The organism is Propioniciclava flava (assembly GCF_004126535.1).
GTDB lineage: Bacteria > Actinomycetota > Actinomycetes > Propionibacteriales > Propionibacteriaceae > Propioniciclava > Propioniciclava flava.
The window spans coordinates 407,311-419,855 of the sequence record NZ_PPCV01000001.1; the positions used below are offsets into that span (position 1 = coordinate 407,311).

Consider the following 12,545-nt stretch of genomic DNA (forward strand, 5'->3'; position numbering starts at 1 on the left):
ACCCCTCTGGTGCCGTGATTCTCCTGGTCGCTGTTCTCCCGAATCCCATAGGTACGGGGCGCTTCCGGACTGTTACGTTCAGAGGCTGCGGCCGGGCGGGTCACGGCGGTCCGGTCCGGACCTGCCCGGTGCCTGCCACGGGTCCTCCCGGCCGGGATTGCGGCCACCGGTCAGGCGGCGCAGCGCCCGCCTGGCCTTGGTCCGGGCCGGTTCGGGGGCGACCTGCTCCACGTAGAGCCTGCGCCAGCGCTGCTGCTGGTCCAGCTCCGCAGTGTCCACACCGGGCACTGTCGTGGCGGTGTCGATCATGGTCTGGGCATCGGCTTGCAGGAGCCGGAACGCCGGTGCCGTGACCGGGCCGAGATAGCCCGGCCGTGCCCGAGCCAGAGCGAAGACCTGCTCATACCGGGCCAGCCACGCCAGCGCCTCGCCCGGGGCCAGGCGGCGGGTCTGCTCGCCCTGGAGCACGTCGGCGGCCGAGACCGACCCTGCCGCCGACTCGCCGGTGGTGTCGTGGAGAAGCCGTTCGCGGGAGAACACCCGCACCCTGGTGATGAACGGCAACGCCTCCAGCGCGGCCACAACCTTTGGAGAGCCCGCCAATGCGGTCTCGTGCGCCTGTGGTGGGGTCCACCGGCCGATCCCGGGATACGCGGCCGCCAGCGCCCGCTGCTGGGCCGATAGGCGTGAGACCGCCGCCGGGGTCGCCACGGCGACGACTTCGACCCGGTACCCGGCCTCGGCGAACCGCGAGGCGGTGCCGGTGACCATCTCCGGGTCACGGAACGTGCCCTCCAACAGCACCGAGAACCGGTGTGCCAACGCATGATCGAGAGCGAGACGCACCAGTCCGCCCGAGACCGGTGCTGTCTTCTCCGGCATCGCCAAGGGTTCCTCGACCATCAACCGGGCGTAGTCCGGGTGGTACTCGCGTAGGTCATCCCCGGTGATCGGCACCAGGGTCGGGTCTTCTGCCAGGATCGCGTCCTGAGCGACGGTCTTACCCGCCGCCGGCTGCCCGCCCAGCAGCACCAGCCGCGGACTCTCTGGGGTCGGGGCGTAGTCGCCGAAGATGTCTTCACGGGCGATGTGCTCGAACTGCCACGCCAGCCACTGAGGGCTGTCGAACTCCGGCGCGGCCACCCCGTTCTGCCCCGTCGGTTAGGTCAGGGGCAGGTCGGTCAGGGCCTGCGCCTCGTGCACCCATGCCTGCTGCTGGGCGATCAGCCCGGCACGGTCGGCCGGGTCGAGGGCCTTGGTCTGCTGCTTGACAAGACGACGGCGGGCGGCCCAGTGCTCACGGGCACCGTCGTCGGTGGCCTCGCTCATGCGGGTGAGCAGGAGGGAGGAGAGCACGGTCGCGGCCTCACGCGTGATGTCATAGACCATCGCGTCCTCGACCAGCGCCTGGTCGTACCAGGCGCGCACAGAATCCGTGGACGGGGCCACCGGTGCTGTCTGACTCATCGGGCATCAACCTCCTACACCCTCCATTCTACCGTCTCGGCCGATCTCCGCACCGGTGTGGCTCCCGTGAACTCTCCGAGCCCGTGCACCCGCCTCGAAGACCGGACGGCGATACAGGCCCGCGTCGTCTTCCCGGTCAGGCTCTGAGTAGTGATCGGGCCGTGAGGAAGATCCCGCGCTGCCGGAACGCCCGCGGGCTTTCCCGGTCCGCATCCGCGCGGAAGATCGCGGGCACCGAGGGATACCAGGCCGTGGTGCGCCGTGCCGGGTCGAGAGCCCACACCGGTGCCGTCCAGCCGTCGCGCTCGGCCAGATGATCGGCCAGCGCCGCGAACGCGGCATCAAGCTCACCGGCTCCGGTCGGCTCCCGCTCGTCAACGAACGCCCCCGCCGAGTCCGACCGCACCGGTTTCCGCGGGCCCGGGCTTCGCCCGCGGACGCCGAGCAGAGTGCGTGAGCATAACCGGCTGGTAGTGTGGTGGGATACTCGTCGGCCGGTCAGTGAAGGTGTGGTGTGCAAACAACCCTGCGTGAGCAGCAACGTGTCCGCACCCGTGCGGGCATCCTCCGAGTGGCTGCCGAGGAGTTCGACCAGCGCGGCTACGCTTCTGTCGCTCTTAGCGAGATCGCTGCTCGCCTTGAGGTAACCAAGGGCACGGTGTACTTCCATTTCCCGTCGAAGGCGGCCCTCGCCAGTGCCGTGGTCGACACCTACTTCTCCGCGTGGGAAGCAGTTTTAGCCGAAGTCGCGCGTCAGAGTTTGCAAGGCCTCACGGCGCTGCGCTGGCTCTCGGCCCAAGTTGCGCAGAGTTACCGCGATGAGCCAGGTGTGCGCGCGCCCTTGCGGTTGATGCGTGAGGCGGATGTCATCGGGATTGATCTACCGACCCCGTTCTTGCCGTGGGTCGAGACAGTGGCCGGGCATGTCCGTGAAGCCCAGGACCTCGGTGAAGTACGGCGCGGGCTCGATGTCGAGGCTGTGGCCTGGCAGATCGTGGCAGGATTCTTCGGGGCTCAGGAGATCTCACATCAGCTCACCGGGAGCGCCGACATCGTCGAGCGAGTCGAAGCCATGTGGGATCTGCTTCTGCCCGGAATCGAAGCCCGCGACTCGGCCTGACCGCGCTCCTGTTTCCCGTTCCTGCGGAGGCTGCCTCATGTGGCTGATTGAGGCAGCCCCCGCCCGTGGTCTTATTCGACGCCCTTGAGGGCGCTGGTCATGTCGATGCCCTTGATGCGTCGCGTCAGCAACAGTGTCGCGGTCATCGCGAAAACGATGGTGATGGCCGAGGCGATGGCGAGGCTGGCTGTCGAGATGCTGGGTAGGTAGCTGGCCCGGTCGGTGCTGAATAGGCCGACGTATTGGCCGAGGAACCACCAGCCGGCGGGGATGCCGGCAAGCCACCCGATGAGGGTGGTGGTGATGTTCTCTCGGCTGGCCAGGGATCGCAGTTCCCCGTGGTGGAAGCCGAGCACGCGCAGGGTCGCGTAGTCGCGGACGCGTTCGGTGAAACTCAGCGCCCCCAGGTTGTACAGGACCACGACGGCGAGGATGATCGCGAAGGTCTTGATGAGGGTGAACACGCTGTCCAGTGAGTCCACGAGCGACTGCGCGTTGAGAATGTCAATCTGTTCTGAGACCGGTGTGTCACTTTGATTCGGGACCACCACGTCGGCCGGCGAAGGGGGCGCGTGGGTTCATCGGGGTTGCTGATGGGAGTGCCGCAGGGTTGCCAGGAGGGCGGTCAGTTGGTGGGTGCCTGTTGCGCCGAGCGCGGCGAAGAAGGACTCGTCGGCATCCTCGACCGAGCGGTTCGCGTTGGTGATGAGGTCCTTGCCTCCTGTGGTGGGCGCGAGGAGGATTGCCCGGCCGTCCTTTGGGTGGGGCTGTCGTTCCAGAAGTCCCTTTTTCTCGAGTGCGCGGACCACTTGTGAGGTCATCATGGGGTCGGTCGAGGCCGACTCGGCGAGCTGGCGTTGCGTCAAAGGCGTTTCATGCGCGGTGAGAGTTGCCAGGAGTACGAACTGCACGTGTGTCAGGTCGTGTGGCGTGAGCGCCGCGCGAACTGTGCGCTGCCAAGCGTGGGTGAGGTGCCAGAGGATGAATCCAGGGCTCTGCTCGGGGCTTGGGAATCGGCTCGCGAGGGGGGTCATGACGTCATCGTCCCTCGCAGGGTTTTCACGTCATCGGCGTCCAGGGGAATGAGGCCGAAGCGCAGTTGGTGGCCCCAGCCCGGGGCGGATGTGAGCGCGAGTCGGCTGCGGAGTTCGGTCAGAGGGACAGGCTTGCTCGCCAGGTAGTCGATACGACGGCGGAAAGGCCTGAATGATCCCTCGTCGGTTTGCCAGATGTCGTCGTCCGGAAACGTGCCGATCGCTGTGAAGGATCGATAGTTGTCGGCCACTCCGCGCGTGACGGTCGGCGAGTAGTAGACGAGCGTGTCGCCACTTCTCATCCGCGCCAAAGGACCACGCTTGCCGTGATTGATCTGAGCGATGCCGAGGCCGACACCTCGCGCAACGTGTTCGGCAGACACCACGCCGAGCCAGCCGCGGCTCATGCGGCATCCAAGTAGTCGATCAGCCCGCGAACGTTGCGTTCCGCGGCACCGGCGAAACTCTTTCCCAAGACTCGCCGCCAGAACCACCTCAGTGGCCCGTCAACGCCGATCGTCACCGTCACTCGCGTGCTGGCGTCAAGAGGTTCTGCCCGGTGCTCGAAGAGCAACTTTGCCCCCGGCATTCGAGACGTCGTCGTCAAAAGTCGATCCGTCTCCAGTGCCACGATCTCAAAGGTCGTCGCGGGGCCCGATGAAGGCCGCATCCACCCGCTCGCTCCGAGGATCGCCTCTCCCGAGAATTGGACCTCGGCGACGTCCGGGTCCCACGACGCCCAGGTCATCGGAGCCGCCCAGAGCCGGTAGAGGGTCTCGGGTGGGTGCGGCGTTTCAGCAACGTGCGTACTTATCTTCTCCATCCATTTAGTATGCACGCATATTATATTGATTGCGAATCCTGCCCGACTTCGCGTCAGATGCTAGTTCACTGATTGTCGAGTGTGGGCGAGGCGATAGGAGTCGGTGCCGGTCTCGATGATCGTGCCGTGGAAGGTGAGCCGGTCGACGATCGCGGCGCAGAGGCGGGGGTCTGTAAAAGTTCTCGTCCATTCACTGAAGGGCTGGTTCGTGGCGATCGCGACGGAGGCTTTCTCTTCGCGTTCGGTGAGGACTTGGAAGAGGAGCTCGGCTCCTCGTTTGTCGAGTTCCATGTAGCCGAGCTCGTCGATGATGAGGAGATCGACTCTTCCATAGCGGGCAATCGTGCGCGCGAGTTGCATCTCGTCGGCGGCTTCGACGAGCTCATTTACGAGCCGCGTCGCGAGCGTGTATTTGACCCGGAACCCTTTCTCCGCAGCGGCGGTGCCGAGCCCGATCAGCAGATGGGATTTGCCGGTGCCGGAGTCGCCGATCAGGCAGAGCGGGTCGCCGCGGCGGACCCAGTCGCCTTGCGCGAGAGTGTTGATCGTAGCGGCGGTGAGGTGAGGGTTGGCGTCGTAGTCGATGTCGTCGAGGAATTTCGGACGTGGGAAGCCTGCTGTGGCGACGCGGCGGATGGTGGAGCGGCGGTCCCGATCATCGACTTCGGCGAGGAGGAGCTCAGCGAGGAATCCGATGTAGGACAGCTGTTCCTTCTCCGCGGTGCTGACGGCTTCATCGAGGACCCCTCGCATGGTCGGCAGCCGTAGCCGCCTCAAAGCGCTGTCAGTAGCGGCCGCGGCGGCTTCGTCGGTCATCGGGCGTCGGCGGCGCAGCAGCGGGGTCACGGATGTGGTCGTGCTCATGCGGGGTGTGCTCCTTCGTTCGAGTTCCGGGCCGCGTCTTTCGCGGTCCGGCGTTTCAACAGTTCGTCGTAAGCGGCAACCGATGGTGTCGGCCGCCGGTCCCGGGGCAACCCGGCGATCACGGCGAGAGGGTCCATCAGACGACGCTGCGTGAGCGAGACCACGTTCGCCGTGACCACGGAGGACGGCGCAGGAACGGTGGGGTCGGTGGTGGCCGCGCGGCGCGCTTCGACGGCGACGACCTCGGCGAGCACCGAGCCGACGCTCATCGCCGCGCGGATCCCCGCAATAACCGCAGAGGCGGGGAGATGCCGGTGCAGGAGGAGGACATCGAGCAGCTCGCGGGTGCCGGCTGCGTCACCGTTGACGCGGCGAGACGCATCCCAGAACGCCTCATGCTCGGCCGTGAACGCCCCAGTGGTCCGGGCATGCGAGAGGACCGTGGAGCCGGAGAGCGCGCCGGGTTTGATTCGGAGGACCTCGAGGTAGTGGTCCAGGAGCACGGCCTGCCCGTTGCGGACAGCGACGCGTTCATGACGGGCGACGAGGCGACGCCCATCGAAGATCAGCACCTCTGATGCGCGCAACAGCGCCCGAACTCTTCGGCCAATCAACGACGCGGGAACGGAATACTTCGCCTGCCGGATCGTGACCAGCGCGGAGTGATCGACCATCGGAGTGAGCGGCTGCCCCGGCTCGAACCGGTCGGCCGGCAACGGGGCGAGCCTGGTCCGTTCTCGTTCCCAGTCTTGTCCGACCGTCGACAACCGGCCCGTGATGCGGCGGTCGTCGTCGCGGGCCTCGCAGCGTTCGATATAGCCGTTGAGCTCCGCCAGGGACGTGACTTTCGGGACCGGGGTGAGCCAGCTGCGACGAAAACGGCCGACCTCACCCTCAACACCGCCCTTCTCATGCGCTCCCCGCTCACCCGGTTCGCAGTAGAACGCGTCGAACCCGTAGTGCGAGCGGAACAACGCCCACCGGTCGTTCTCCTCTCGCCGCCGACCGACACTGAGTACCTTCTTCACTGCCTGCCCGAGGTTGTCGTACTTGATCTGCATCGTCGGAATCCCGCCCAACTCCTCGAACGCGGTGACATGCCCCTCCAGGAACGCTTCCTGCGACAACGTCGGATATGCCCGGTGGATCGCCTTCCCCGAATGCGACATCCGGAACACGAAGATGAACACCTTCGTCCGTGTCCCCGCGAGGTCGATCCAGAACTCCCCGAAATCGACCTCCGCTTCCGCGCCCGGCGCGTGCTCCTGTGGCACGATCGCGACCGACGCAAGTACGTCGGCCTCCGCAGCGATCTGCGAGCGACGAGCGCGCACGTAATCCCGCACGGACGGATACCCGACCTCCGCGGCGTGCTCGTCGATGAGCCGGTTCCAGATCCGCGTCGCGGTGTGGCGCTGCTTCCGCGGGGCAGCCAGATCTTCCCGCAGCATCGCATCGATCGCGTCCTTGAACGGCCCGAGCTTCGGCGCAACCCGATCAGGGACCTTCCGCGCCGGCGGCTCCGCGGACTGCAAGGCCCGACGCACCGTGTTCCGTCCCACACCAAATCGCGCAGCAAGCTTGCGCGTGCCTAACCCCTCGATCCGCGCGTCCCGCCTGATCCTCGCGAACAGATCCATCCGACTCTCCACCTACCACCTCGATCCCGCACCCCCGATGGGCACGGAACCAGCGATACAGGTGGTCCCGAATCAGACCGACACGACCCACCGAAAACACCAAGGGTGGTCCCGAATCAGAGTGACAAACCGGTCTCAGATCAAACTGACATAGTCAGCGCGTTGGCCTCCTGCTCCTCAAGAGTCAGCGACCCGGTGACTCCTGGCATCTCGCGGACGTCCTCGGTGGTCGGTTCTTCGGTCAGGTAACTGGTCGGTGTGAAATCGCCGCCGACCTCGCCCCATGCTTCCTCGGACAGCACGATCCCCTGCGGCTCGGAGATCGCACTCACTGCGGTGATCGTGACCTCGTGGTCCGCATTATCGGAGGTCGTGATCGTGACCGAGTCGCCGACGTCGAGGTCAAGACTCTGGCTGAGCCGGTCGGTGATGACGGCGCCGTCGTCTGTCGCGGGGATGACCTCGGCATCGCGATCCAGTACGCGGAAGAGGTCTCCGGTGCCGAGCACGGTCAGCATATGGTCCGTGCTGTCGTCTGCGCCGAGCTGGACCGAGCTCTGTTGCATCCATTGCCCTTCTCCGGCTTCGTCCTCGATTCCCTCCCGCATCGCCTCGCTGGCCAGAGGTGAAATCGACAACCGCGTGTCGTACCGGTATTGCTCGGAGTAGGACAGTTTCACCTGCTGGTTGAGGGTGTCGGGCATGCCGAACCCGGTGACCAGCAGCATCATGCACCCGGTCGTCGCCACGATCCCCATGACGATCCGGACCGGGTTGCCGGAGGCGTCGCGGATCGCCCAGCGGCTTCCGTACGGCAGGCGCTGCCACAGGGTCCGGAGCCGCTCGAGCAGGCTCCGTCGGGCTCGTCCGACGTCTGGGCGCATCCCCTCGGCCGGGGTCGCCTTGCGCATGGGGCGGGTGGCCGTCCAGGACGCGAGAATGCACACCACGACCAGCAGCACCGGCAGAACGGCACTCGCTGGGGTGTAAGCAGTCGTCCATTCGGGCAGGCTGAAACTGCCTTGCTGAGTGCTGAGCACGTATCGCGACAGGAATGGCGTGAGCCCGAGCCCGACCAGGACACCGATGAGGACAGCGACGATGCCCACCGCCGTGAAATACGTGCCGATGAGTCGGTTGGAGTGGCCGAGCGCCTTCAGGGTCGCGACCTCGCCGCGTTGGATGTCGGTCAGGCGTCTGACCGAGGTGAAGATCGATAGCAGCGCGACGAGGAGGAACAGCGAGGAGAACAGGTAGGACAGGCTCTGGATCTGTGTGACGCGTTCATAGGCGGTCGCCACATGCGGATGCGTGTCGCGGTCGGAGAACGATCCGTAGCGGTCACCCAGGATGCCAGGTGCTTCAGCGTGGACCACGTCCGGGTCACCGAGGATCGGGATGGTCTGCTCGACCGGTTCGGTGCCAGCCAGCTCGGCGGCCGTTTGGTCGTTGACGATGCCGTAGCCGAACGACACGGGGTCAGGGGCGACCAGACCGGTGCCGGTGTAGGCGATCTTGTCCGGCTGCAAGATCAGCCCGTTGACCTCCAGACTTGTGTCTGTGCCACCGCGGGAGACGGTGATCTCGTCACCGGTACCGATATCGTTTGCCTCGGCGTAGGCCTCGTCAAGCCAAACCCCGTCCTCGTCAGACACTGGTGCGCCGTCGACGATGTACGAGGCGTTGATTCCGGCGTCATCGCGGGTGCTCAGTGACAGCTCGCCTTCGGACGACGCGTCGGTCCGAGTCACCGGCACCGAGGTCACGAGGGAGGCCTGGTCGACACCGTCGAGGTCTTCGATCTGCTCGGCGTCGTCCTCGGTCAACGAGTATCCGGTGACCCAAGCGTCGGGCATCTCCTGCTCCGTGGCGAAAGAATCAAGCTCGGCCTGGATGCCTCGCCAGCCGCCTTCCAGCCCGGAGAAGATGAGCACGCTCAGCGCTGCCATCAGGGAGACAGCGATGAACTGGGTCCAGTGCTCGCGCAGGTCACGGCCAAGCTTGCGTCCGAACAAGATCATGACGCCGCTTCCTCCGCCCCGATCGTCTCAGGGGTCTCGTTGAGGCGGTTCTCGACGACGCGCCCGTCGCGCAGACTGATCAACCGGTCGGCCGCCTCAGCAAGCGTGTGCTCATGGGTGACGACCACGACGGCAGTCTCGGTACTGCGAGCGGTCTCCTGCAACTGCGCGAGCACCTGCGTGCCGGTCACAGTGTCCAACGCGCCGCTGGGCTCATCGCACAGCAGAAGTGCGGGCCTCTTCGCCAGAGCACGGGCGATCGCCACACGCTGCATCTCCCCGCCCGAGAGATGTCGCGGGAACTGATCGAGCCGATGCCCGAGCCCGACCCGTTCCAGCAGACCCGTCGCAGTATCGGCGGCTTCCCGCCGCGGCATGACCAGCGAGGCGGCCAGGGCCACGTTCTCCACAGCGGTCAGATTCGGGATGAGATTGTAGAACTGGAAGACGAACCCGACCCGTTCCCGGCGATACCCCGTCAGGTCACGGTCGGACAGCGTCTCGATGGGCTCACCATCGACGCGGATCGACCCGGTGCTGGGTCGGTCCATCCCACCGAGCAGGTTCAGCAGAGTGCTCTTGCCCGATCCGGAGGGGCCGAGGATCACAGTGAACTCGCCAGTGGCAATCTCGACGTCCACATCGGCAAGCGCGATCACCTGGGCGTCACCGGCGCCGAAGGTGCGTCCGACGCCGGTGACGGAGAGGAAGGGCGCACGGTCTACCACTGAACGATCAGCGCTCCGTAGTGGGTGCCCGACCCGGTGCCGACCAACAACGCGGTCTCGCCCTGCTGCATACCCGCGCGGTGCAGCGCCAGCGGGATGCTCGCTGCGATCGTGTTCACCTCCCCGAGGGTAACGACCATCTTCTCCCACCCCCAGAACCGGGCCATCATCTCCATGCCGGCCTTGCTGGTCTGGTGAGGGATGACCCGGTCGATGCCCTCGGCGCTCGTGCTGAGGCCTGGGCGGATGGATTCGAGGAATGGCGGGAACCAGCTGATTGCCCCGCGCAGCAGTTTCAGCCCCTGCATGTCGAACTTGAAGTCGTCGAGGTGGTCGGCGGCGTTGTCGACTCGCAAGCGGCTGCCGAACCCGCGGATCTCCGCGTCGTGGATGCCATGGGTGTCGGTGGAGAACCCCGAGGCAACGATGCCCTGGTCCTCGTTGACCGGCTTGCCCACGACCACGGCCGCAGCGGCATCGCCGATGAGGATCGCGCTCTCGGCCTGATTGAAGTTCAGGCCCCGGCTCCCGGCCTCCGTCGACACGATGAGGATGTGCTCGGCTCTGCCGGAGTCGAGGTAGAAAGCCGCCTGCTGGAAGGCGACGAGGAACGAGATGCAGGTCGCGTGTACCGAGAACGCGAACTTGCCCCGCATCCCCAACTCCGCGGCGATCAGCGCTCCACCGTCCGGGATCGCCTGCATCGGCGTGCCCGAAGCGTTGAGCACCAAGTCGATGTCCGACACGCTCAGCCCGGCTGCCTTGATCGCCTTCTGCGCTGCCGACACTCCTTGCAGCAGCGGGTCTTCCTCTTCGCTGAGCCAGCGGCGGGTCTTCACCCCCGTCCGTTGCACAGCCTCCTCAGCAGAGATGCCGCACAACGCGGCGACCTCTGCTGTGGGCACCACCCTCTCGGGCAGCGTCTCCGCTGACCCCAGCACTCTTATTCCCAGCGTTCCCATGACTACCGCCCTCCTCTACTGATGTCGTACACAGCCCATACTAGCCGACCGGTCAGTGAGATGCAGACACTACACGCGCGACCTCGCGCAGGCAGGCAGCACCGTCCTGCGCTGCCGTCAGCCGTTGGACTGATACGCGACGAGCCCGGCTTGGCCAGACGTATCGCTGTGCTTTTCCGAGACGCCACGACACCGACCCGCTGCCACGGACGATCGGGGCACCGTCCGCCGAGACGGCCGCGTGAGTATCCGCGACGTGGTCTACGGCATCGGTAAGCGTCACGCCGGAACCGAGCTCCACGTCATCGTCGGCGAGACGACCGCAGCGTTCTGGAGCACCAGCAGCGGGGAACTCGTCGCCGAACAGACGCTCCCCGCACCCGGCACTAAACACGTCGGCTACGTCCGCAAGAACCCGACCCCCGGCCAGACCCCGCCGACCCCCGAAGTGTCACCGAGGTCCTGAGACATCAACCGTCCGAGAGGTCCTGATACAGAACTGTCACCAGCGTCCTGAGACATCACAAGCGAGAAACGAATGGAATCTCAATGACTTTCGTCAAGTGGTCGAGGCGGCGACGGCTGCGGGGTGCTGGAAAGTGGTGCGGTCACGCAACATGGCCCAGATGACGTTGATGCGTCGCCTGGCCAGGGCGAGGACGGCTTGGGTGTGAGACTTGCCCTCGCCGCGTTTGCGTTCATAGAAGGCTCTGGAGGTCGGGCACCAGATGGCGGCGACCTGCGCGGAGAGGTAGCAGGCCCGCAGCAGCCTGCGATCGTAGCGTTTGGGCCGGTGGTTGTTGCCGCTGATCCTGCCGGAGTCTCGTGGGGCCGGTGCCAGGCCCGCGACCCCGGCCAGCCGGTCTGCTGTGGCGAACCGTGTCATCGAGCCGCCGGTCGCGGCCGTGAACTCCGCAGCCAGCATGGGACCAAACCCCGGCACTGAGAGCAGCAGCTCTGCGTCGGCGTGCTCACGCAACCGGGCCTCGATACGCTTCTCGATCTCGGCGGCATCGGCTGTCAGTCGCAGGACATCGGTGGCGAGCTTGGCCACGATCACTGCGGCCGCGCTCTGGCCGGGCAGGACGGTGTGCTGGGCGTGAGCGGCATCCACGGCGGCCTGAGCGACTCGCTCGGGGCGGTGGTACCCACGGCGGCGTAGCCACGCCGACAGGCGCGTAACGCCCATCCGGCGCAGGCTCGCGGCGTCTTGGTAGCCGGTCAGCAGGGTCAGTCCGGCAGGTGATTTCGCGAAGTCCAGGGCGGCATCCAGCCCGGGGAAGTACTCCAGCAGCGTGGCCCGCAGACGGTTGAGGATCCGGGTGCGGTCGGTCATGAGGTCGGTTCGGTGGGCGCAGAGCAGGCGCAGGTCGGTGGCGATCTCGTCGCTGATGCTGATCGGGTACAGGTCACGGCGCATGCGCGCCTGATCGGCGATGATCCAGGCGTCCTTCGCATCGGTCTTGGCATCGCCACGGTACGTGCGGGCGGCGGTGTAGACCGTGCGTCCTGGCAGGTAGAGCACGTTCTGGCTATGCGCCGTCAACACGGCGATCAGCAGTGCGGCACCGCCCTGGTTCAGGTCGGTTGCCCAGGTCAGCTCGTGGCCGTCTGCGAGGCCCGCGACGTGGGCGAGGAGGTTCAGGATGTCGGTCTCGGTGTTCGGGACCTTCTTCGAGTAGAGCCGGTTTCCCTCGGCGTCGACGACAACGCAGTGATGATGAGCTTTACCGGCATCGATACCGGCCCAGATCCGGGGCATGTTCAGTTTTCCTTTCAGTCGGGTGCCCCGTTCACCCGGACCACGGCCACGCTGTCGCGTCCCTAACCAGCGATCAGCCCCCAAGCACAGAGGCGCCGCACTTCTCAATCAGCAGTCGAGCCGG

General features: G+C 66.1%; 15 protein-coding genes. 2 read left to right on the forward strand and 13 right to left on the reverse strand.

From position 1 onward, the window contains the following. Nucleotides 1–78: 78 nt before the first annotated feature. The 3 genes from C1706_RS01915 to C1706_RS01925 form a co-directional block, all read right to left on the reverse strand. On the reverse strand, nt 79–1,143 hold the full coding sequence (locus C1706_RS01915; protein WP_129457500.1) for a zeta toxin family protein: 1,065 nt from the start codon (nt 1,141–1,143) through the stop codon (nt 79–81). A gap of 18 nt (nt 1,144–1,161) precedes the next feature. Then, the gene (locus tag C1706_RS01920; RefSeq protein ID WP_129457501.1) at nt 1,162–1,467 is read right to left on the reverse strand and encodes a hypothetical protein; all 306 of its coding nucleotides are present in this window, start codon (nt 1,465–1,467) and stop codon (nt 1,162–1,164) included. A 136-nt stretch (nt 1,468–1,603) separates the two neighbouring features. Then, the gene (locus tag C1706_RS01925) at nt 1,604–1,873 is read right to left on the reverse strand and encodes a hypothetical protein (protein WP_180316825.1); all 270 of its coding nucleotides are present in this window, start codon (nt 1,871–1,873) and stop codon (nt 1,604–1,606) included. Nucleotides 1,874–1,981: 108 nt separating this feature from the next. Between C1706_RS01925 and C1706_RS01930 the strand changes: the two genes are divergently transcribed. After that, on the forward strand, nt 1,982–2,587 hold the full coding sequence (locus tag C1706_RS01930; RefSeq protein ID WP_129457502.1) for a ScbR family autoregulator-binding transcription factor: 606 nt from the start codon (nt 1,982–1,984) through the stop codon (nt 2,585–2,587). Nucleotides 2,588–2,658: 71 nt separating this feature from the next. On the opposite strand, the gene C1706_RS01935 is transcribed toward C1706_RS01930, so the two are convergent. From C1706_RS01935 to C1706_RS01975, 9 genes are all read right to left on the reverse strand, one after another. Continuing rightward, nucleotides 2,659–3,069, reverse strand: coding sequence for an ABC transporter permease (locus C1706_RS01935; RefSeq protein WP_206660927.1), 411 nt, complete (start codon nt 3,067–3,069; stop codon nt 2,659–2,661). Between the two features lie 96 nt (nt 3,070–3,165). After that, nucleotides 3,166–3,621: a MarR family winged helix-turn-helix transcriptional regulator gene (locus C1706_RS01940; RefSeq protein ID WP_129457503.1), complete on the reverse strand. Its 456-nt coding sequence runs from the start codon at nt 3,619–3,621 to the stop codon at nt 3,166–3,168. Beyond that, nucleotides 3,618–4,028 (reverse strand): EVE domain-containing protein, encoded by a 411-nt coding sequence (locus C1706_RS01945; protein ID WP_129457504.1) that lies wholly within the window; start codon nt 4,026–4,028, stop codon nt 3,618–3,620. Before C1706_RS01945 ends, C1706_RS01940 begins: the two co-directional genes overlap by 4 nt. Then, nucleotides 4,025–4,444 (reverse strand): SRPBCC family protein, encoded by a 420-nt coding sequence (locus C1706_RS01950; protein ID WP_129457505.1) that lies wholly within the window; start codon nt 4,442–4,444, stop codon nt 4,025–4,027. The genes C1706_RS01945 and C1706_RS01950 overlap by 4 nt, the downstream gene beginning before the upstream one ends. A gap of 60 nt (nt 4,445–4,504) precedes the next feature. Then, nucleotides 4,505–5,290, reverse strand: coding sequence for an IS21-like element helper ATPase IstB (gene istB / locus C1706_RS01955; RefSeq protein WP_284690542.1), 786 nt, complete (start codon nt 5,288–5,290; stop codon nt 4,505–4,507). 14 nt (nt 5,291–5,304) lie between these two features. Beyond that, complete coding sequence (gene istA / locus C1706_RS01960) at nt 5,305–6,948, reverse strand: IS21 family transposase (RefSeq protein WP_431830673.1); 1,644 nt, start codon at nt 6,946–6,948, stop codon at nt 5,305–5,307. A gap of 140 nt (nt 6,949–7,088) precedes the next feature. Next, nucleotides 7,089–8,969: an ABC transporter permease gene (locus tag C1706_RS01965; protein ID WP_129457508.1), complete on the reverse strand. Its 1,881-nt coding sequence runs from the start codon at nt 8,967–8,969 to the stop codon at nt 7,089–7,091. Then, nucleotides 8,966–9,697, reverse strand: a complete 732-nt coding sequence (locus C1706_RS01970; protein WP_129457509.1) for an ABC transporter ATP-binding protein — start codon at nt 9,695–9,697, stop codon at nt 8,966–8,968. Before C1706_RS01970 ends, C1706_RS01965 begins: the two co-directional genes overlap by 4 nt. Then, nucleotides 9,691–10,659: a 3-oxoacyl-ACP synthase III family protein gene (locus C1706_RS01975; protein ID WP_129457510.1), complete on the reverse strand. Its 969-nt coding sequence runs from the start codon at nt 10,657–10,659 to the stop codon at nt 9,691–9,693. The genes C1706_RS01970 and C1706_RS01975 overlap by 7 nt, the downstream gene beginning before the upstream one ends. A 241-nt stretch (nt 10,660–10,900) precedes the next feature. Between C1706_RS01975 and C1706_RS01980 the strand changes: the two genes are divergently transcribed. Next, on the forward strand, nt 10,901–11,125 hold the full coding sequence (locus C1706_RS01980; protein ID WP_129457511.1) for a hypothetical protein: 225 nt from the start codon (nt 10,901–10,903) through the stop codon (nt 11,123–11,125). 93 nt (nt 11,126–11,218) lie between these two features. Here C1706_RS01980 and C1706_RS01985 read toward each other — a convergent pair whose 3' ends face one another. Then, the gene (locus tag C1706_RS01985; protein WP_129457512.1) at nt 11,219–12,421 is read right to left on the reverse strand and encodes an IS110 family RNA-guided transposase; all 1,203 of its coding nucleotides are present in this window, start codon (nt 12,419–12,421) and stop codon (nt 11,219–11,221) included. Between the last annotated feature and the right edge of the window lie 124 nt (nt 12,422–12,545).

What these genes read in the sequence shown, in the direction of transcription:
- C1706_RS01975 (WP_129457510.1), bottom strand. Translation starts at nt 10,659, where the DNA reads ATGGGAACGCTGGGAATAAGAGTGCTGGGGTCAGCGGAGACGCTGCCC.
- C1706_RS01965 (WP_129457508.1), bottom strand. Translation starts at nt 8,969, where the DNA reads ATGATCTTGTTCGGACGCAAGCTTGGCCGTGACCTGCGCGAGCACTGG.
- C1706_RS01950 (WP_129457505.1), bottom strand. Translation starts at nt 4,444, where the DNA reads ATGGAGAAGATAAGTACGCACGTTGCTGAAACGCCGCACCCACCCGAG.
- C1706_RS01945 (WP_129457504.1), bottom strand. Translation starts at nt 4,028, where the DNA reads ATGAGCCGCGGCTGGCTCGGCGTGGTGTCTGCCGAACACGTTGCGCGA.
- istA (WP_431830673.1), bottom strand. Translation starts at nt 6,948, where the DNA reads ATGGATCTGTTCGCGAGGATCAGGCGGGACGCGCGGATCGAGGGGTTA.
- C1706_RS01920 (WP_129457501.1), bottom strand. Translation starts at nt 1,467, where the DNA reads ATGAGTCAGACAGCACCGGTGGCCCCGTCCACGGATTCTGTGCGCGCC.
- C1706_RS01940 (WP_129457503.1), bottom strand. Translation starts at nt 3,621, where the DNA reads ATGACCCCCCTCGCGAGCCGATTCCCAAGCCCCGAGCAGAGCCCTGGA.
- C1706_RS01985 (WP_129457512.1), bottom strand. Translation starts at nt 12,421, where the DNA reads ATGCCCCGGATCTGGGCCGGTATCGATGCCGGTAAAGCTCATCATCAC.